We start from the raw sequence: 19,234 nt of genomic DNA, 5'->3' as shown, positions 1-19,234 counted from the left end.
TCAGACCTCAACGGAAGGCGGCGTCGGCGGCGCGGCGCTCGGCGATCTCGGCTTCCAGCCGGTCTCCGATCGCCAGCAGCTGCGGCTTGGTGACGATGTTCTGCCCGCGCTTGTCGAAGTGGTACTCCAGCACGTGCGTTTCCACGATCGAGTCCACCGGGCAGCTCTCTTCGCAGAAGCCGCAATAGATGCACTTGAACAGATCGATGTCGTAGCGCGTGGTGCGGCGCGTGCCGTCCTCGCGCGGGGCCGAATCGATGGTGATCGCCAGCGCAGGACACACCGCTTCGCACAGTTTGCAGGCGATGCAGCGTTCTTCGCCGTTCGGATAGCGGCGCAGCGCGTGCAAGCCGCGGAAGCGCGGCGACTGCGGGAACTTCTCCATCGGGTACATCAGCGTGTACTTCGGCTTGAAGGTGTACTTCAGCGTCAGCCACAGGCCCTGGAGCAGCTCCAGCAGCATCAGGCTCTTGAAGTAGTGCACAACGTTGCTCATGTCTTACACACCCTTCTCGAACACGCCGAAGAACACCAACAACGCCGTCACCGCGATCCAGAAGATCGTCAGCGGAATGAACACCTTCCAGCCCAGTCGCATGATCTGGTCATAGCGATAGCGCGGGAAGCTGGCGCGGAACCAGATGTAGGCGCTGGCGAAGAACAACACCTTCAGCAGCAGCCACGGCCAGCCACCCGTCCAGATCCAGTTGACCCACGGCGACACGTCGGCGGTAATCAGGCCCTGCAGCGGGCTGAGCCAGCCACCGACGAAGAAGATCGAGATCAGGAAGCTGACCAGGATCATGTTGGCGTACTCGGCCAGGAAGAACAGCGCGAATGCCGCACCGGAGTACTCCACCATGTGGCCGGCCACGATCTCCGACTCGCCTTCCACCACGTCGAACGGAGAGCGGTTGGTCTCTGCCACGCCGGACACCCAGTACACGATGAACAGCGGGAACAGCGGGAACCAGAACCACTCGAACGGGCCCGCGTTGCCGGCCTGGGCCATGACGATGTCGGTCAGGTTCAGGCTGCCGGCGGCGATCAGCACGCCCACCAGCGCGAAGCCCATCGCGATCTCGTAACTGACGACCTGCGCAGCGGAGCGCATCGCACCCAGGAACGCGTACTTCGAGTTGGACGCCCAGCCGGCGATGATGATGCCGTACACGCCCAACGAGGTCATCGCCAGCAGATACAACAAGCCGGCATTGGCGTTGGACAGCACCAGTTGATAGTCGAACGGCACCACCGCCCACGCGGCGAACGCCGGTGCGAGCACGATCAGCGGCGCGATCACGTACATCGCCTTCTGCGCGCTGCTGGGCTGGATGATTTCCTTGAACAGCAGTTTGAAGACGTCGGCGAAGGCCTGGAAGATGCCCATGCCCACGTACATCGGCCCGTGGCGCACGTGCATCCAGCCGATCAGCTTGCGTTCCCAGACCACGTAGAACGCGACCGAGATGATCACCGGCATGGCGACCACCAGGATCTTCAGCACGATCCACAACACCATGCCGATGTCGCCCAGCCCGAAGAACCACTCGCGCAGGGGGCCGACGGCGTTGATCAACAGTTCGTTCATGCGCTCACCACCGTCACGCGTCCGGCACCCAGGGGGGCCGTGGCGCCGTAGCCACTTTCGATCCAGGCCGCACCCGCCGCGACGCGGGCATCGACCACCACCGGCAGCGCCGCGGTACCGATCCCGTTGCCGACCTTCGCGACCTGGCCATCGGCCACGCCGGCGGCCTGCGCGTCGGCCGGGTTGAGCACGATGCGCGCGCCGACATTCAACGGATGCGCCTGCAACGCTTCGGCGCGGCGGACCGTGCCGTCCGTGCGATAGATCGCGGCGCTGACTGCGAGTTCCAGACCTTGCCCTTGCGCCGCGGGAGCCGCGGACTTGGCGACGGAGACCGTCTTCAGATGCGCGATTGCGTCGCGCATCCCTGCGGCGTCGGCAAACTCGAAACCGGCCAACTGCAGCTCGCCACCCAGGGCACGCAGGACCTTCCAACCTTCACGCGCTTCGCCCGGCAGCTTGCCGGAGGCCTGCGTATGCTGGTTCTTTCCATCGAGATTGGTCAGCGTGGCCTCGATTTCCGGCAGTGCGCCGATCGGCAGGATCACGTCGGCCACGTCGCGCGTGGACTTGCAGGCGAAGTGGCTGAACGCCACGACCTTCGACGAAGCCAGCGCCTTGGTAGCAGCCGGCGTATCGGCGAAATCCAGGCCCGGCTCGATCCCGTAGATGACGTAGGCGTTGCGCGGCTCGGCGAACATGCCGGCCACGTCGCGAGCGCTCGGCAGCACACCGTGGCGCGCCAGGCCGACAGCATTGGCGCCCTGCGGGATGCGGCACAGCGAGGCGCCCGTCGCGCCAGCGAACTCGCCGGCGGCGGCGCGCAGCGCAGCGGCCTGCGGATGGTTCTCGACGATCCCGCCGACCAGCACGACAGTGCGGTTGGCGCCTTTCGCGACATCGCGCAACGCGGCGTCATTGAGGGCGCCGCCCAGCTGCGACGGCGCGACGATGTGCTTGCCGGCCACGCTGAAGGCGAAATCGAAATCGACCGGATTGACCACATGCACCTTGGCGCCCTTGCGGACGGCCTTGCGGATGCGCTGGTGCAGCAGCGGCAATTCGTGGCGCACGTTGGTGCCGAACAGCACGATGACGTCGGCCTGCTCGATCTCCGCCAGCGGCAGCGCGAACGGCTCGGCGACGGCGCCGTCGGAGAAGTCGCGATTGTTGATGCGGTGGTCCAGGTTGCCGGTACCGAGGCCTTCGGCCAGCTTCGCCAGCAGGCCGCCCTCCTCGTTCGACACCGCCGGGTGCACCAGCACGCCAAGGCTGTCGCCGCGGTTCGCGCGCAGGATCTCGGCGGCGGCGGACAGGCCTTCGGCCCAGGAGACTTCTCGCCACTCGCCGTTGACCTTCTGCAGCGGCTTCACCGCGCGGTCCTCGGCGTACAGACCCTGATGCGAATAGCGGTCGCGATCCGACAACCAGCACTCGTTGACCGCCTCGTTCTCGCGCGGCACGGTGCGCAGCACCTGGCCACGACGGGCGTGGTGGAACACGTTGGAGCCCATCGCGTCGTGGAAGCCGATGGATTCGCGTGCGATCAGTTCCCACGGACGGGCGCGGAACTGGAACACCTTGTTGGTCAGCGCGCCCACCGGACAGACGTCGATGACGTTGCCGGAAATCTCGGTGGTCAGCGGCTTGCCATCGTAGGTGCCGATCTGCAGGTTCTCGCCGCGGTACATGCCACCCAGCTCATACGTGCCGGCGACGTCCGCGGTGAAGCGCACGCAGCGCGTGCACTGGATGCAGCGGGTCATCTCGGTGGCGACCAGCGGACCGATGTCCTCGTCCGGCACCACGCGTTTGCGTTCCTGGAAGCGGCTGACCGAACGGCCGTAGCCAAGCGACAGGTCCTGCAGCTCGCATTCGCCGCCCTGGTCGCAGATCGGGCAGTCCAGCGGGTGGTTGATCAGCAGGAATTCCATCACGTTGCGCTGCGACTTCAACGCCTTGTCGCTGCGCGTGGCGATCTTCATGCCATCCATCACCGGCGTGGCGCAGGCCGGCGCCGGCTTCGGCATCTTCTCGACTTCCACCAGGCACATGCGGCAGTTGGCCGCGATCGGCAGCTTCTCGTGGTAGCAGAAGCGCGGGATCGGTATGCCGGCCTTGTCGGCCGCCTGGATGATCATCGAACCCTTGGGCGCGGCCAACTCCTGTCCGTCGATGAAGACGGTGACGTGGTCGGGCGGCAGGTTGGGATTCACGGGCTGCGCACTCACGCGGCCACCTCCAGGTTGGAACGGACCACCTTGCCGTCCCGCTCGTCATCGACGAGGAAACGCTTGTTGACGATCGCGTATTCGAATTCGTGCCAGAAGTGGCGCAGCATGCCCTGCACCGGCCACGCGGCGGCTTCGCCGAACGCGCAGATGGTATGGCCTTCGATCTGACCCGCCGCCGCACGCAGCGTCTGCAGGTCTTCGATCGTGGCCTTGTGCTCGGCCACGCGGGTCAGCATGCGGTACATCCAGCCGGTGCCTTCACGGCACGGCGTGCACTGGCCGCAGCTTTCCTTGAAGTAGAAGCGCGCGATGCGCTGGCACGCACGCACCATGCAGGTGGTGTCGTCCATTACGACCACGGCACCCGAACCCAGACCGGAACCGGCCTTCTGGATGCTGTCGTAGTCCATCGTCAGGCCCATCATCACCTCGCCCGGCAGCACCGGCATCGAGGAGCCGCCCGGGATGACCGCCTTGAGCTTGCGGCCTTCGCGCATGCCGCCGCAAAGCTCCAGGAGGTCGGCGAACGAGGTACCCAGGCGGATCTCATGGTTGCCCGGACGTGCGACGTGGCCGGAGACCGAGAAGATCTTGCAGCCGCCGTTGTTCGGCTTGCCGAGGCTCATGAACCACTCGGCGCCATTGCGCACGATCGCCGGCACCGACGCATAGGTCTCGGTGTTGTTGATCGTGGTCGGCTTGCCGTACAGGCCGAAGTTGGCCGGGAACGGCGGCTTGAAGCGCGGCTGGCCCTTCTTGCCTTCCAGCGACTCCATCAGCGCGGTTTCTTCGCCGCAAATGTAGGCGCCCGCGCCGAGCGCGTTGTACAGGTCGATGTCCACGCCGGAGCCGAGGATGTTCTTGCCCAGCCACCCGTGCTTGTAGGCTTCCGCGGTCGCTTCTTCCAGGTGCTCGAAGGGCTCGTGGTGGAATTCGCCGCGCAGGTAGTTGTAGCCCACGGTCGAACCGGTGGCGTAGCAGGCGATCGCCATGCCTTCGATCACCGCATGCGGGTTGTAGCGCAGGATGTCGCGGTCCTTAGCGGTGCCCGGCTCGGATTCATCCGAATTGCAGAGGATGTACTTCTGCATGTCGCCCTTGGGCATGAAGCTCCACTTCAGGCCGGTCGGGAAGCCCGCGCCGCCACGGCCGCGCAGGCCGGATTGCTTGACCATCTCGACGACGTCGGCCGGCGGGATCTTCTCTTCGATGATCTTGCGCAGCGCGGCGTAGCCGCCGGTCTTCAGGTAGTTCTCGTACGACCACGGCTTGTCGAAATGCAGCGTGGTGTAGACGGCCTGATGCTCTTTCGGAGCAGGGCCGACCGGGCCGTAGCCTTCGGAATAGTGGGAATGGCCTGCCATGCGCTTACTCCAGCCCGTCCAGCAGCTCGTCGACCTTCGCCGGCGTGAGATTCTCGTGGTAGTGGCCGTTGATCACGACCACCGGCGCGCCGCAGCACGCGGCCACGCACTCTTCTTCGCGCTTCAGGTACACGCGGCCGTCGGCGGTGGATTCGCCGAGCTTGCAGCCGAGCTTCTTCTCGGCATGCGCGACCAGGTCCTGGGCACCGTTGAGCCAGCAGCTGATGTTGGTGCAGAAGGCCACGTTGTTGCGGCCGACCTTCTCGGTCTCGAACATCGAATAGAAGCTGGCGACCTCGTAGGCCCACACCGGCGGCAGGTCGAGATACTTGGCTACGGCGGCGATCAGCTCGTCGGTCAGCCAACCTTCGTTCTGCTCCTGCGCGGCATGCAGGCCCTGCAGCACCGCGGAGCGCTTGCGGTCCGGCGGGAACTTGGTCAGCCAATGATCGATGTGCGCGCGCGTCTTGTCGCTCAACGCCACCAGCGGATCGACGTTCTGCGCCGCCTCGAAATTACCCGTGGCCCTCATCGGTCCACCTCACCAAAGACAAGATCATAGGTACCGATCATCGCGACGACGTCGGGGAGCATGTGGCCGCGCACGATTTCGTCCATCGAGGACAGGTGCGCGAAGCCCGGTGCGCGAAGCTTCACGCGGAACGGTTTGTTGGCACCGTCGGACACCAGGTAGCAGCCGAATTCGCCCTTCGGCGCTTCGACCGCGGCATAGGTTTCGCCGGCCGGTACGCAGTAGCCTTCGCTGAAGAGCTTGAAGTGATGGATCAGTGCTTCCATGTCGTCCTTCATCTCCTCGCGGGAGGGCGGAGCGACCTTGAAGTTCTGCACCATGACCGGGCCGGGGTTGGCCTTCAGCCACTTCACGCACTGCTGGATGATGCGGTTGGACTGGCGCATTTCGGCGACGCGGACCAGGTAGCGGTCGTAGCAGTCGCCGTTGACGCCGACGGGGATGTCGAAATCGACCACGTCGTACTTCGCGTACGGCTGTTTCTTGCGCAGGTCCCACGCGATGCCCGAACCGCGCAGCATCGCACCGGTCATGCCCAGCGCGCGCGCCTGCTCCGGCGAGACCACGCCGATGCCGACGGTGCGCTGCTTCCAGATGCGGTTGTCGGTCAGCAACGTCTCGTATTCGTCGACGCGCTTGGGAAACTCGTTGGTGAAATCTTCCAGGAAGTCGAGCAGCGAACCCTCGCGCGCCTGGTTGAAGTGGGCCAGGGCCTTGCCCTTGCGCCACGGCGATTCCTTGTACTTCGGCATGCGGTCCGGCAGGTCGCGGTAGACGCCGCCGGGACGGTAGTACGCCGCGTGCATGCGCGCGCCACTGACCGCTTCGTAGCAGTCCATCAGCTCTTCGCGTTCGCGGAACGCGTACAGCATGACCGCCATCGCGCCGAGGTCGAGCGCGTTGGAGCCGATCCACATCAGATGGTTCAGGATGCGGGTGATCTCGTCGAACATCGTGCGGATGTACTGTGCACGCTCCGGCGCTTCGATGCCCATCAGGGTCTCGATGGCGCGCACGTAGGCGTGCTCGTTGCACATCATCGACACGTAGTCCAAGCGATCCATGTAGCCGATCGACTGGTTGAACGGCTTGGACTCGGCCAGCTTTTCGGTACCCCGGTGCAGCAGACCGACGTGCGGATCGGCGCGGACGATCGTCTCGCCGTCCATTTCCAGGATCAGGCGCAGCACGCCGTGCGCGGCCGGATGCTGCGGACCGAAGTTCAACGTGTAGTTGCGGATTTCCTGCTTGGCTTCGGCAGGGTTGCTGGCGAACGCGGTGCCGGATTGCGGATTGCTCATGCCTTGCCCTCACGCGCCGCGGCTTCGCCGGCGGCGGTCTGGTAGCGCGCGTCGTCGCGGATCACGCGCGGCACGCCGACGCGCGGCTCGACCGAGGTGACCGGTTCGTACACCACGCGCTTCTTCTCTTCGTCGTAACGCACTTCGACGTTGCCGATCAAAGGGAAGTCCTTGCGGAACGGATGACCGACGAAACCGTAGTCGGTCAGGATGCGGCGCAGGTCCGGATGGCCTTCGAAGATGATGCCGTACAGGTCGAACGCTTCGCGCTCGAACCAGTTCAGGCCCGGCCACACGTCGGACACCGATGCCACCACCGGCAGGCCATCGTCGGGCGCGAAGCAGCGCACGCGGACACGACGGTTGTGCTGGTACGACAACAGGTGCAGGACCACGGCGAAACGGTTCGGTCGGGCGGCGTCGCGCGGACGCTGTTCCCAGCTGAAGCGACCCGGGCCGAAGCCTTCGACGCCGCGGCTGAAGCCCTCGGACGACACGTCCGCGGTATCCCACTCGGCGCTGCCGTAACCCAGGTAGTCCACGCCGCTGACGTCGACGGCCTGCTCGAAGCCGAATTCGTCGCGCAACGCGAGCGCGACGGCGTGCCACGATGCCGACGGCACTTCCAGGGTGACTTCGCCGCGCGGCTCGGCGACGCTGACCGTCGCGTCGGCGAAACGCGCGCGCAACTGGTCGGTGAAGTTTGCAGCTTGCTCAGCCATGGGGCGTGGCGTGCTCTAGAAAGGGAACGGGGGAGAGACGTATCAGCGCGCGATGGTCTGCGTGCGCCAGATCTTCTTCTGCAACTGCAGGATGCCGTACACCAGCGCTTCGGCCGTGGGCGGGCAACCGGGCACGTAGACGTCCACGGGCACGATGCGGTCGCAACCACGGACCACCGAGTACGAGTAGTGGTAGTAGCCGCCGCCATTGGCGCAGCTGCCCATCGAGATCACCCACTTCGGGTCGGGCATCTGGTCGTAGACCTTGCGCAGCGCCGGGGCCATCTTGTTGACCAGGGTGCCGGCGACGATCATCACGTCGGACTGGCGCGGCGACGGGCGGAACACCACGCCGTAGCGGTCCAGGTCCAGGCGCGAGGTGCCGGCATGCATCATCTCGACCGCGCAGCAGGCCAGGCCGAACGTCATCGGCCACATCGAGCCGGTACGCGCCCAGTTCATCAGCGCGTCGACGCTGGTGGTCACGTAGCCCTTTTCCAGCAGCGGATTGTCGCCCTCGGGGCGCAGGATGTCGTCCACCCGCCCTTCCGGGATCGGGTTGTTCATCAGACGGTCGACGGTCTGGATCACTCCCATTCGAGCGCTCCCTTCTTCCAAACGTAAATGAAGCCGAGGAACAGCATGCCCACGAACAGACCCATCGTGACCAACGCACGCGGACCCAGCTCCTGGAACACCAGCGTCCACGGAACGATGAAGATGATTTCCAGATCGAAGACGATGAACTGGATGGCGATCAGGTAGTAGCGCACGTCGAACTTCATGCGCGCGTCTTCGAAAGCCTCGAAGCCGCACTCGTACGGCGACAGCTTCTGCGCGTCCGGACGGCGGGGGCCGAGGAACCGTCCGACCACCATCAGCGCGATGCCGATGCCGGTGGCGACGATCAGGAACAACAGGGTGGGCAGGTAATTGGCCAGCACTCGCTTGTCTCTTCTTGTCCTTTCCGCCCGACCGCATGCGACTGCGTCCGGGCCTGAACGGGGCTCGCGCCATCAACCGGGGCCCGGCGTTCGCCGCGGCCCTGGCCAGCGGCGCAGGGGCATCGGGACTTCCGCACGGCCCGGAGCCCGACGGCACATCCACCTTGGCGTACCGGCGCGTACCGCGCCGATCCACCCTCCGCGGGCCCCCTTCCGCAACACGTACCGGGCGCCCGATGAATCGACGAGATTGTAACGGTTGGTGAACTGGGTAGTAAACGATTACCCGCGCGTATCGCGATGCGCAGGCCAACAAAAAACCCGCCTGGCGGCGGGTTTTTCACCAGTCCCGCGCGGTAGCGGTCCTGTTTGCTGCTGGTGCCCAAGAGGGGACTCGAACCCCTACGACTTTCGTCGCTACCACCTCAAGGTAGTGCGTCTACCAATTCCGCCACCTGGGCTTTGAAACCTGCGCGGCTGCGAGCCGCGCCATTGTAGCCGGGCTCAGCCGCCTTGCGGCGGTGTGACCGGCGCCTGCTGCTCGCCAGCGGCCGGCGCGGGCGCGGCCTCCTGCGGAGCGGCGGGCACGGTGCTGGCGGGCGCCGGCGCCTGGATCGGCGTGCTCGGCACGGTCGACGGCTTCGGCAGTTCGCCCACGGGCGCTTCAGCCGGGGCCGGCAGCTGCGACATCACGCCAAGGTTCTGCTGCGTGGTCGGTCGCGCGCTATGGGTCGCGTACCAAGCCATGAACAGGCTGATGCCGAAGAACGCAACGGCCAGCCACTTGGTGCTCTTGGACAGGAAGTTGGACGCGCCGCGCGCGCCGAATACCGTGCCGGACGCACCCGCGCCGAAGCCCGAACCGGCCTGCGCGCCCGAGCCGCGCTGCATCAGCACCAGCGCGATGATCGCGATGGCCACCAGCACGTACACCACATTAAGGATCAACATCCACATCGGATTCAGTCTCAACCGGTTGAGTCGCCAGGCCCCCATGGGCCGGCGTTGCCGGGGTTACCCCCGACCGGCCGCCGCTTGCGCGATGGCCAGGAAATCCCGGGCGACCAGGGAAGCGCCGCCCACCAGCCCTCCATCGACATCGGGCTGCGCAAACAGTTCCGCGGCGTTGTCGGGCTTCACGCTGCCTCCGTACAGGAGGGTCAGTGAATCGGCGATTCTAGCATCGCGCGCGGCCACTTCGCCACGGATGAAGGCATGCACCGCCTGCGCCTGTTCCGGCGTGGCGGTCAGGCCGGTCCCGATCGCCCAGACCGGCTCGTAGGAAATCACGGCATCGGCGAACGCCTGCGGACCGGCGAGGTCGAACACGGCCTCAAGCTGCTTGAGGATGCGGAACTCGGTCTGGCCGTCCTTGCGCTGCTGCTCGGTCTCGCCCACGCACAGCACCGGGATCAGGCCGGCGTGCTTGGCCGCGACGAACTTGCGGGCCACTAACTCGCTGCTCTCGTTGTGGTACTGGCGGCGTTCGGAGTGCCCGACCAGTCCGTAGCGCGCGCCCACGTCGACCAGCATGGAGGCCGACACTTCACCGGTATAGGCGCCTTTTTCGTTGCTGCTGACGTCCTGCGCGCCGAAGGCGATACCGCGATGGCCGTAGTCTTCGATCAGCTCGCCCAGGTAAGGCAGCGGCGGCAGGACCAGCAGGTCCACGCCGTCCAGCGGGAGGCCGGCGACCAGTTCGTCCATCAGCGCGGTGGCGAAACCGCGATTGCCATGGAGCTTCCAGTTACCCGCCACGAGCTTGCGACGCATAAGACCAATTCCTGTCCAGTTCGGGCCGCGCAGTCTAACGGATGTTGGCCGGCGCACCTACCTGCCTCAGTATCGTGAGGACAGACACGACATCGCCCCGGACCGCCCATGACCGACGCCTCCCCTGCCCGCTCTCCCGGCCACGCCCTGGTCACCGGTGCTTCCAGCGGCATCGGCGAACAGATCGCGCGCGAGTACGCGCGCCGCGGCGTGCCGCTGGTGCTGACGGCCCGGCGGGTGGACCGCCTGCAGGCGCTGGCGGACGAATTGGCCGCGCAGGTGCCCGTGGACGTCATCGCCTGCGACCTGGCCGACCCGGCGGCACCGGCAGCGCTCGTCGCCGAACTCGAACGCCGTGGCATCGGCGTGCGGATCCTGGTCAACAACGCCGGTTACGGCGTGCCGGGGCGCTACCGCAGCAACGACTGGACCGTCCATGCGGCCTTCCTGCAGGTGATGCTGACCGCGGTCAGCGAACTGTGCTGGCGCCTGCTGCCATCGATCCGCGCCAGCGGCCAGGGGCGCATCATCAACGTGGCCTCGTTCGCCGCGTTGATGCCCGCGGCGGAAGGCCAGACGCTGTACGCGCCGGCGAAGAGCTTTCTGCTCAAACTGAGCGAGGCACTTGCGCTGGAGAACGCGGATCGCGGCGTCCACGTCACCGCGTTGTGCCCGGGCTTCACCTACTCCGAATTCCACGACGTCACCGGCACGCGCGCCCGCATGCAGGTGTCTCCGACGATGTGGCTGCAGGCCACCGACGTCGCGCGCGCCGGCATCGACGGCAACGAGCGCGGCGACGTACTCGTGGTGCCCGGCTGGCGTTACAAGCTAATGCACGCCATCGTGAAGCTGCTACCGCACCGGCTGGCACTGGGCATGATGGCGCGCAACTCGCGCAAGGTTCGCCCGCTCGACTGAGGGACCGGAAACGCACGACGCCGGCAAGCCGGCGTCGTGGGAAGCAGGTGCCGCGGGAAGCGGCGCGCTTACTTCAGCTTGATCTCGCGCAGGCGCTCTTCCAGGTAGCCCTGGGCGGTGATCGCTTCCGGATAGCGCTTGGGATTCTCGGCGGTGATCGTCGAGGGCAGCACGTCGATCAGGAAGTCCGGGTTCGGGTGCAGGAAGAACGGCACCGAATAGCGCGGCTGGCGCGCCTGTTCGCCCGGCGGATTGGTCACGCGGTGCGTGGTCGACGGATACACGTGGTTGGTCAGGCGCTGCAGCATGTCGCCGATGTTGACCACGATGGTGTCGGCGTCGGAGGTGAACGGCACCCACTCGCCCTGCTTCGAGCGCACTTCCAGGCCCGCTGCGCTCGCGCCGACCAACAGCGTGATCAGGTTGATGTCCTCATGCGCACCGGCACGCACGTTGGGGATGTCGTCGGCGGTGATCGGCGGGTAATGGATCGGGCGCAGGATCGAGTTGCCCGAGTTCGTCTTGTCGACGAAGTAATTCTCCGGCAGGCCGATGTGCAGGGCCAGCGCCGACAGCACGCGCGAACCCAACTGGTCCAGCGCTTCGTACAGGCCGTAACCGTGCTCCTTGAAGCCCGGGACCTCGACGGGCCACAGGTTCGGCGGCATGACGTCGCGGTATTTCGAATCCTCCGGAATCTCGCGACCGATGTGCCAGAACTCCTTCAGGTCGAAGTGCTTGGAATCCTTCGCGGTCTCCACGCCGAACGGCGTGTAGCCGCGCGCGCCGCCGCCGCCCGGCACGTGATACTGCTTCTTCACATCGTCCGGCAGTGCGAAGAAGCGCTTGAAGACATCGTAGGCCGCATCGATCTGCTCTTGCGGGATGCCGTGGTTGCGGATGCCGGCGAAGCCCCATTCGCGGTAGGCCGCGCCGAGCTCGGCGACGAACGCCTCGCGATCGGTATCGAAACGGGTGATGTCCAGGGTAGGAATGCGGGCACTCATGCGGGTTTGCTCCAACAGGTTTGTTGCGCGGGGAACGCCATGGGAACGTTCCTACGCCAGAGATTCATTGATCCAGCTCAAGCCGCGGCAGCGGCGCGCACGGCATCGGCGAGGGTGTCCAGCGTGCTGCGTACCAGTGCATCGTCGTCGGCCTCGACCGTCACGCGAACGACCGGCTCGGTGCCGGACGGACGCAAAAACGCACGCCCGCGCCCCGAGACGGCCGCCTGCGCCTGTGCGAGCGCGGCCTGCACGCTCGCCGCCTCGGTCGGCTTCGCGCCGTTGGCCAGCTTCACGTTGATGGTCTTCTGCGGCAGCATCGTCAGCCCGTCCAGGGCCTCGCGCAGTGTCTGCCGGCGACGACGCAGCGCCTCCAGCACCTGCAGCGCGGCGATGATGGCATCACCGGTGGTGGTGCGGTCCAGGCACAACAGGTGGCCCGAAGCTTCGCCGCCGAGCACCGCGTTGCCTTCGACCAACGCCTGGTGCACGTAACGGTCGCCGACCTTGGTGCGGACGAACGGGATCTCCAGCTTGCCCAGCGCGCGCTCCAGGCCGTAGTTGGTCATCAGCGTGCCGACCACCGGGCCGCGCAGGCGGCCACTGGCCTGCCAGTCGCGCGCCAGCAGGTAAATCAGTTCGTCGCCATCCACGGGTACGCCATCGGCGTCGGCCATCAGCACGCGGTCGCCGTCGCCGTCGAAGGCGACGCCGAGGTGGGCACCGGTCTCACGCACCTTGGCGGCCAGGCTTTCCACGTGCATGGAGCCGACGCCGTCGTTGATGTTGATGCCATTGGGCTCCGCACCGATCGTGATCACGTCGGCGCCCAGCTCGCGGAACAGCAGCGGCGCAATGTGATACGTGGCGCCATGCGCGCAGTCCAGCACCAGCTTCAGCCCCTTCAAGTCGAAACGGCGCGGCACGCTGGCCTTGCAGAACTCCATGTAGCGGCCGACCGCGTCGCGCGTGCGGATCGCCTTGCCGAGCTTCTCGGATTCGGCAGTGAAGAACGGCGCGTCGAGCGCCGCCTCGATGGCCAGCTCGGTGGCGTCGTCGAGCTTTTCGCCTTCGGCCGAGAAGAACTTGATGCCGTTGTCGTGGTGCGGGTTATGCGAGGCGCTGATGACGATGCCGGCGTCGGCGCCCAGGGTCCGGGTCAGGAACGCCACCGCCGGGGTCGGCATCGGGCCCATCAGCTGCACGTCCGCACCGGCAGCGACCAGCCCGGCTTCGAGCGCGGCTTCGAACATGTAGCCGGAGATGCGCGTGTCCTTGCCGATCACCACGACCGGACGCGCGTCGCCGGCCTTTTCGCACAGCACGCGCCCGAGGGCGTTGCCCAGGCGCAGCACGAAATCGGCGGAGATCGGACTGGTGCCGACCCGGCCACGGATGCCGTCGGTACCGAAATATTTGCGACTCATGCGGTCACCAGTTCGCTGTTCTGCGGCTTGGGCTGTTTCATCAGCAACGCCAGCAGGTCTGCCAGGCGGTCACGCATCTCGCGGCGGTCGCAGATCTGGTCCACCGCGCCATGCGCCAGCAGGAACTCCGAACGCTGGAAGCCCTCCGGCAGCGTCTCGCGCACGGTCTGCTCGATCACGCGCGGACCGGCGAAGCCGATCAGCGCTTCGGGTTCTGCAAGGTTGATGTCGCCCAGCATCGCGAAGCTCGCCGACACACCGCCGGTGGTGGGGTGCGTCATCACCGAGATGTACGGCAAGCCGGCCTCGCGCAGCTTGGCCAGCGCGGCCGAGGTCTTGGCCATCTGCATCAGCGAGAACAGGCTCTCCTGCATGCGCGCGCCGCCGCTGGCGGAGAAGCACACGAACGGCGAACCAATCTCGAGCGCCTTTTCCGCGCCCAGCGAGAAGCGCTCGCCGACCACCGAGCCCATCGAGCCGCCCATGTAGGCGAAATCGAAGGCACTGGCGACCAGGTCGCGGCCTTTCAGCGTCCCCTGCAGGGTGATCAGCGCGTCGCGCTCGCCGGTGCTCTTCTGCGCGGCCTTGATGCGGTCGGCGTACTTCTTCTGGTCTTTGAACTTCAGCACGTCGGTCGGGCCCAGCGCAGCGCCGATCTCGCGGGTGCTGCCGGGGTCGAACAACGCAGCCATGCGGGCGCGGGCGCGGATCGGCATGTGGAAGCTGCACTTCGGGCAGACCTCCAGGTTCTCTTCCAGCTCCGGCCGGTACAGCACCGCGCCGCAGCGGTCGCATTTTTCCCACAGCCCCTCGGGGACGCTGCGTTTGCTCTTGCCCGCGTTGCCTTCGGTGCGGATGCCCGACGGCATCAGTTTGCTGAGCCAGCTCATGCGTGGTCTTGCTGCCTGCCCCGGGAGGGGCCCAATGGATTAGCGCGGCAGTTTAGCTCAGTCGTCCATGCACAACCGTACGGTGGCTCAGCCGTCCAGCGCCGCGCGCAACGGCGCCAGGAAGGCCGATGCCCGCGCCGGGGCGTCGCTACCCGCGTCGGCCAGCGCCGCCACCAGCGCGCTGCCCACCACGACGCCATCGGCATCGGCCGCCATCGCCGAGGCGCTGATCGCATCCTTGATGCCGAACCCGGCCACCACCGGCACGCGCGAGGCCTGCCGCAGCTGCTTCAGGCGCTCGCCTGCCGCGCCGATGTCGAGGCGATCCGAGGCACCGGTGACGCCGGCGAAGCTGACGTAGTAAAGGTAACCCTGCGCGGTCTCGCACAGCATGCCCAGCCGTTCAGGGGACGTGGTCGGCGACGCCAGCGCGATCAGCGCCAGGCCCTCGCGGTTGAAGGCCGCGCGCGTCTCCTGCGCCTCTTCCGGCGGCAGGTCGACCAGCAGCACGCCGTCCACGCCGGCCGCGACCGCATCCTTCGCGAACCGCGCGGCGCCGTGGATCTCCACCGGGTTCAGGTAGCCCATCAGCACGACGGGTGTGGTGTCGTCCTGCTGGCGGAACACCTCCACCGCTTCCAGCACATAGCGCAGCCCGGCGCCACGCGCCAGCGCGCGTTCGGAACTGCGCTGGATGACCGGGCCGTCGGCCATCGGGTCGGAGAACGGCACGCCGAGTTCGATCACGTCGGCACCGGCATCCACCAGTGCATGCATCACTGGCACGGTGGACTCCAGCGACGGATCGCCCGCGGTGATGAACGGCACCAGCGCCTTGCGTCCAGCGGTCTTCAGTTCGGCGAACGTGGTTTCGAAACGGCTCACAGGCTGATTCCCTCGCGTGCGGCGATGGTGTGCACGTCCTTGTCGCCACGGCCGGACAGATTGCACAGCACCAGTTGGTCCTTCGGCAGTTCCCGCGCCAGCTTGATCGCCTGGGCGACCGCGTGGCTGGATTCCAGCGCCGGCAGGATGCCTTCGGTGCGTGTCAGGCGATGGAATGCGGTGAGCGCTTCATCGTCGGTGACGCCGACATACTCCGCGCGTCCGCTGTCCTTCAGGAACGCGTGTTCCGGCCCGACGCCCGGATAGTCCAGGCCGGCGGAGATGGAATGCGTTTCGATGATCTGCCCATCGTCATCGCAGATCACGTAGGTACGGTTGCCGTGCAGCACGCCGATGCGTCCCGCCGACAGCGAGGAGGCATGGCGACCGGTCTCGATGCCGTCACCGGCGGCTTCCGCGCCGACGATGCGCACGCCCGGATCGTTGAGGAAGGCGTGGAACAGACCGATCGCATTGCTGCCGCCGCCGACGCAGGCGGTGATCGCATCCGGCAGGCGGCCGTAGTCGGCCAGCATCTGCGCCCTCGCCTCACGACCGACCACGGCGTTGAAGTCGCGCACCATGCGCGGATACGGGTCCGGACCGGCGACGGTGCCGATGATGTAGAACGTGTCGTGCACGTTGGTCACCCAATCGCGCATCGCTTCGTTCAACGCGTCCTTCAACGTGGCCGAACCGCTGGTCACCGGCACCACGGTCGCGCCGAGCAGCTTCATGCGATAGACGTTGATCTTCTGGCGCTCGATGTCGGTGGCGCCCATGTACACCACGCACTCCAGGCCCAGCCGGGTGGCGACGGTGGCGCTGGCCACCCCGTGCTGGCCCGCACCGGTCTCGGCGATGATCCGCTTCTTGCCCATCCGGCTGGCCAGCAGCGCCTGCCCGATGGTGTTGTTGATCTTGTGCGCGCCGGTGTGGTTCAGGTCCTCGCGCTTGAGCAGGATCTGTGCGCCGCCCACTTCGCGGCTCAAGCGCTCCGCGTGGTAGATCGGACTGGGCCGGCCGACGTAATGCTTCAGGTCCTTGTCGAAGGCAGCGATGAAGGCCGGATCGACGCGGGCGGTGTCATAGGCCGAGGCCAGTTCCTGCAGCGGCCCGATCAGCGTCTCGGCAACGAAGCGACCCCCGTGGCGGCCGAAATGGCCTTGGGCGTCCGGGTAGGCGTGGAAGTCGGTGGCAGACGGCATGATCGGTGTTCCAGAGCGCGATGCTTCACGTTATCGCACACCGTCCCTCTGGAATATCGACTATTCCGGCTAAATACGTGAGATAAACTCACGACATGGCCCGCCCGCTCCCGTCATTGAATGCCCTCCGTGCCTTCGAAGCCGCTGCCCGCCTGGGCAGCGTCAGCCAGGCGGCGGTCGAACTGCACGTCACCCATGGCGCCGTCAGCCGCCATGTCCGCGCCCTGGAAGAGGCCCTCGGCCGGCCGTTGTTCGTCCGCGACGGACGGGGCCTGGCCCTGACCACCGACGGCCATCGTCTGCGCGACACCGCGGGCGAAGCCTTTGGGGTGTTGCAGGCGGGTTGGACGGCCCTCCAGCGCGGCCCGCGCGCAGCCGCGCTGGTGCTGGGCTGCCCGGGCAGCCTGCTGGCGCGCTGGGTGATCCCGCGACTGGAGCGCCTCGCCACCGAACTGCCGGACCTGAGGCTTCATTTGTCCGCTCAGGAGGGCACGATCGATCTGGCGGCCGCCGGGCTGGATGCCGCCCTGCTGCTGGGTGAGGCGCCCTGGCCGGCGGGTTGGCAGGTGTGGCCGCTTGCGCCGGAACGGATCGGGCCCGTGCTCAGCCCCCGCCATGCACGGTTCGATGCATTGCGCGATGCATCGCCCGAGGCGCTGCTGGACGAACCCTTGCTCCACACCACCTCACGGCCGCAGGCCTGGCCGCGCTGGCTGGCGGCCCAGCACTTGGCCGACACGCCACGCTTGGGTACCGGCTTCGATCACCTGACCTACCTGCTTGAAGCGGCGGTCGCCGGGCTCGGTGTCGCCATCGCGCCGCGCGAACTGGTACTGGCCGATCTCGACAGCGGCCGACTCGTCGCGCCGTGGGGGTTTATCGATACCGGCGGGACGTGGGCGTTGTGCGCCGCACGCGGGAATCCGGATACGCGGTTTGCGTTGCTGGCCGACTGGCTGCGCCGGGATTTGGCGTCGGCAAGCTAACCGCGGGTATCCGCCATGCGGACCGCGTCGACGAAACGCCGCATCTTCTCAGCGTCCTTCTCGCCGGGCGCCGTCTCGATTCCGCTGGACACATCCACGCCCCAGGGCCGTGCCGTGCGCAGCGCCAACGCAACGTTCTCCGGCGTCAGGCCGCCTGCAAGCAGGCACGGCTTTTCGGTCGCCACCGGCATCTGCCGCCAGTCGAAGCGCTGGCCGCTGCCGCCCTGTTCGCCCGCCGCATGGCCATCGAACAGGAAGCCGCTCGCGTTCGGATAGGCCGCCAGGCTGGCGAACGCGCTTTCGCCCTGCCCCCCCATCGCGATCGCCTTCCAGAACGGGCGACCCAGCGCGACGGCGAACGCATCGTCTTCCGCGCCATGGAACTGCAGCACGTCGGGCTGGAGCGTTTCGACGATCTGCTCGATGTCCTGTCGTGGGTTGTCCATCACCAGCGCGACCACGCCGATTTCCTCCGGCACGAGGTCACGCAGCATGCGGGCCTGGCCGAGCAGCAACCGGCGCGGACTGCGCGGCGCGAATACCAGGCCGATGTAGTCCACGCCCAGCTCCACCGCCAGGCGGACGTCCTCGGCGCGGGTCAGCCCGCAGAACTTGATGCGTGTATGCATGGCGGCAGGGTAACCCGCCGGCTCAGCCCACGGTGGCTTGCAGCGTCACTTCCGCCGGCAGGCCCCATTCGGCCGGATACAGCGGACTGACGAAGACCAGCCCGTCCGGTGGCGCGGTGGGGCCCGCGACGGTGCGATCGCGGCCCGCGAGCAGTTCCGCGATCCACGCCTCGGGGCGTTCGTCCCGCCCCACCACCAGCAGCGAACCCACGATGTTGCGCACCATGTGGTGCAGGAACGCATTGGCCTGCACCTCGACGATCACGCGCTCGCCCTGCCGCGCGACCGAGATCGCATGCAGGTTGCGCATCGCGTGGGGCGACTGGCAATGCACGGTGCGGAAGGCGCCGAAGTCGTTCTCGCCCAGCAAGACCTGCGCGGCGCGGTGCATCGCGTCCGCGTCCAACGGCATCCGTTCCCAGCTGAGGTACTGGCGCTCCAGCGCGGGCCGCGCGAGCCGGTTCACCAGCGTGTAGCGGTAACGCCGCGCACGCGCAGAAAACCGGGCATGGAAGTCGTCCGCCACCGGCTGGCACCAGCGCACGCAGACGGCAGGCGGCAGGCGTGCGGTCGCACCTAGTAGCCAGCCCCGCGGCGTGCGCGCGACATCGCTGTCGAAATGGACCACCTGGCATTGCGCATGCACGCCGGCATCGGTGCGGCCCGCGCAGATCGTGTCGACCCGCGCATCCGCCACCGATGACAGCGCGTTCTCCAGCGCCGCCTGCACGGTGGTGTCGTCCGGAGTGCCGGACTTGGTCAGTCGCTGCCAGCCCAGGAATCCGCCGCCGTCGTATTCGACGCCCAGCGCGTAACGCAT

Annotated in this window: 20 protein-coding genes and 1 tRNA gene; 2 read left to right on the top strand and 19 right to left on the bottom strand. The window is 67.0% G+C overall.

The genetic code is table 11. The annotated features are described in order from the left end of the window. Window positions 1-7 precede the first annotated feature (7 nt). The 12 genes from nuoI to tpiA all read right to left on the bottom strand — a co-directional run bounded on the left by nuoI (window position 8) and on the right by tpiA (window position 10,461). Complete coding sequence (gene nuoI, locus BM365_RS16955; RefSeq protein ID WP_056881216.1) at window positions 8-496, bottom strand: NADH-quinone oxidoreductase subunit NuoI; 489 nt, start codon at window positions 494-496, stop codon at window positions 8-10. A 3-nt stretch (window positions 497-499) separates the two neighbouring features. After that, on the bottom strand, window positions 500-1,591 hold the full coding sequence (nuoH, locus tag BM365_RS16950) for an NADH-quinone oxidoreductase subunit NuoH (RefSeq protein WP_093490626.1): 1,092 nt from the start codon (window positions 1,589-1,591) through the stop codon (window positions 500-502). Then, window positions 1,588-3,822, bottom strand: coding sequence for an NADH-quinone oxidoreductase subunit NuoG (gene nuoG / locus BM365_RS16945; protein ID WP_093490625.1), 2,235 nt, complete (start codon window positions 3,820-3,822; stop codon window positions 1,588-1,590). The genes nuoH and nuoG overlap by 4 nt, the downstream gene beginning before the upstream one ends. Then, entirely contained in the window at window positions 3,819-5,189 is a 1,371-nt protein-coding gene (nuoF, locus tag BM365_RS16940) for an NADH-quinone oxidoreductase subunit NuoF (protein WP_093490624.1), read from the bottom strand. Before nuoF ends, nuoG begins: the two co-directional genes overlap by 4 nt. A 4-nt stretch (window positions 5,190-5,193) precedes the next feature. Further along, complete coding sequence (gene nuoE, locus BM365_RS16935; protein WP_093490623.1) at window positions 5,194-5,721, bottom strand: NADH-quinone oxidoreductase subunit NuoE; 528 nt, start codon at window positions 5,719-5,721, stop codon at window positions 5,194-5,196. Continuing rightward, complete coding sequence (locus BM365_RS16930; RefSeq protein WP_093490622.1) at window positions 5,718-7,022, bottom strand: NADH-quinone oxidoreductase subunit D; 1,305 nt, start codon at window positions 7,020-7,022, stop codon at window positions 5,718-5,720. The genes nuoE and BM365_RS16930 overlap by 4 nt, the downstream gene beginning before the upstream one ends. Then, a complete protein-coding gene (locus tag BM365_RS16925; protein WP_056881210.1) occupies window positions 7,019-7,744 on the bottom strand; it encodes an NADH-quinone oxidoreductase subunit C in 726 nt (241 codons plus the stop codon). Before BM365_RS16925 ends, BM365_RS16930 begins: the two co-directional genes overlap by 4 nt. Before the next feature lie 42 nt (window positions 7,745-7,786). Beyond that, window positions 7,787-8,341 carry a NuoB/complex I 20 kDa subunit family protein gene (locus BM365_RS16920; RefSeq protein ID WP_056881209.1) on the bottom strand — a complete coding sequence of 185 codons (555 nt, stop codon included), beginning with the start codon at window positions 8,339-8,341 and terminating at the stop codon, window positions 7,787-7,789. Further along, the gene (locus BM365_RS16915) at window positions 8,332-8,688 is read right to left on the bottom strand and encodes an NADH-quinone oxidoreductase subunit A (RefSeq protein ID WP_056881208.1); all 357 of its coding nucleotides are present in this window, start codon (window positions 8,686-8,688) and stop codon (window positions 8,332-8,334) included. The genes BM365_RS16920 and BM365_RS16915 overlap by 10 nt, the downstream gene beginning before the upstream one ends. A 376-nt stretch (window positions 8,689-9,064) precedes the next feature. Next, window positions 9,065-9,149, bottom strand: a tRNA-Leu gene (locus BM365_RS16910). Window positions 9,150-9,192: 43 nt separating this feature from the next. After that, entirely contained in the window at window positions 9,193-9,645 is a 453-nt protein-coding gene (gene secG / locus BM365_RS16905) for a preprotein translocase subunit SecG (RefSeq protein WP_093490621.1), read from the bottom strand. Between the two features lie 57 nt (window positions 9,646-9,702). Further along, window positions 9,703-10,461, bottom strand: a complete 759-nt coding sequence (gene tpiA / locus BM365_RS16900) for a triose-phosphate isomerase (RefSeq protein ID WP_093490620.1) — start codon at window positions 10,459-10,461, stop codon at window positions 9,703-9,705. Window positions 10,462-10,569: 108 nt separating this feature from the next. On the opposite strand from tpiA, the gene BM365_RS16895 reads away from it, so the two are divergent. Next, window positions 10,570-11,382: an SDR family NAD(P)-dependent oxidoreductase gene (locus BM365_RS16895; RefSeq protein ID WP_093490619.1), complete on the top strand. Its 813-nt coding sequence runs from the start codon at window positions 10,570-10,572 to the stop codon at window positions 11,380-11,382. Between the two features lie 68 nt (window positions 11,383-11,450). Here BM365_RS16895 and BM365_RS16890 read toward each other — a convergent pair whose 3' ends face one another. The 5 genes from BM365_RS16890 to trpB form a co-directional block, all read right to left on the bottom strand. Further along, window positions 11,451-12,389, bottom strand: a complete 939-nt coding sequence (locus BM365_RS16890) for an isopenicillin N synthase family dioxygenase (protein ID WP_093490618.1) — start codon at window positions 12,387-12,389, stop codon at window positions 11,451-11,453. Window positions 12,390-12,466: 77 nt separating this feature from the next. Continuing rightward, entirely contained in the window at window positions 12,467-13,816 is a 1,350-nt protein-coding gene (gene glmM, locus BM365_RS16885) for a phosphoglucosamine mutase (RefSeq protein WP_093490617.1), read from the bottom strand. Then, the gene (gene accD, locus BM365_RS16880) at window positions 13,813-14,706 is read right to left on the bottom strand and encodes an acetyl-CoA carboxylase, carboxyltransferase subunit beta (protein WP_093490616.1); all 894 of its coding nucleotides are present in this window, start codon (window positions 14,704-14,706) and stop codon (window positions 13,813-13,815) included. The genes glmM and accD overlap by 4 nt, the downstream gene beginning before the upstream one ends. An 87-nt stretch (window positions 14,707-14,793) precedes the next feature. Beyond that, on the bottom strand, window positions 14,794-15,591 hold the full coding sequence (gene trpA / locus BM365_RS16875) for a tryptophan synthase subunit alpha (protein WP_093490615.1): 798 nt from the start codon (window positions 15,589-15,591) through the stop codon (window positions 14,794-14,796). After that, window positions 15,588-16,799, bottom strand: coding sequence for a tryptophan synthase subunit beta (gene trpB / locus BM365_RS16870; protein ID WP_093490614.1), 1,212 nt, complete (start codon window positions 16,797-16,799; stop codon window positions 15,588-15,590). Before trpB ends, trpA begins: the two co-directional genes overlap by 4 nt. A 95-nt stretch (window positions 16,800-16,894) precedes the next feature. On the opposite strand from trpB, the gene BM365_RS16865 reads away from it, so the two are divergent. Next, window positions 16,895-17,785, top strand: coding sequence for a LysR family transcriptional regulator (locus BM365_RS16865; RefSeq protein ID WP_093490613.1), 891 nt, complete (start codon window positions 16,895-16,897; stop codon window positions 17,783-17,785). Here BM365_RS16865 and BM365_RS16860 read toward each other — a convergent pair. Then, on the bottom strand, window positions 17,782-18,414 hold the full coding sequence (locus BM365_RS16860; protein WP_093490612.1) for a phosphoribosylanthranilate isomerase: 633 nt from the start codon (window positions 18,412-18,414) through the stop codon (window positions 17,782-17,784). The genes BM365_RS16865 and BM365_RS16860 overlap by 4 nt on opposite strands. A 22-nt stretch (window positions 18,415-18,436) precedes the next feature. Continuing rightward, window positions 18,437-19,234 (bottom strand): tRNA pseudouridine(38-40) synthase TruA, encoded by a 798-nt coding sequence (gene truA / locus BM365_RS16855; protein WP_093490611.1) that lies wholly within the window; start codon window positions 19,232-19,234, stop codon window positions 18,437-18,439.

The sequence above is a fragment of the Pseudoxanthomonas sp. YR558 genome, assembly GCF_900116385.1.
Classification (GTDB): Bacteria; Pseudomonadota; Gammaproteobacteria; order Xanthomonadales; family Xanthomonadaceae; genus Pseudoxanthomonas_A.
The sequence above is the reverse complement of the archived record's forward strand: the minus strand, read 5'-3'. Positions and strand labels throughout refer to the sequence as shown.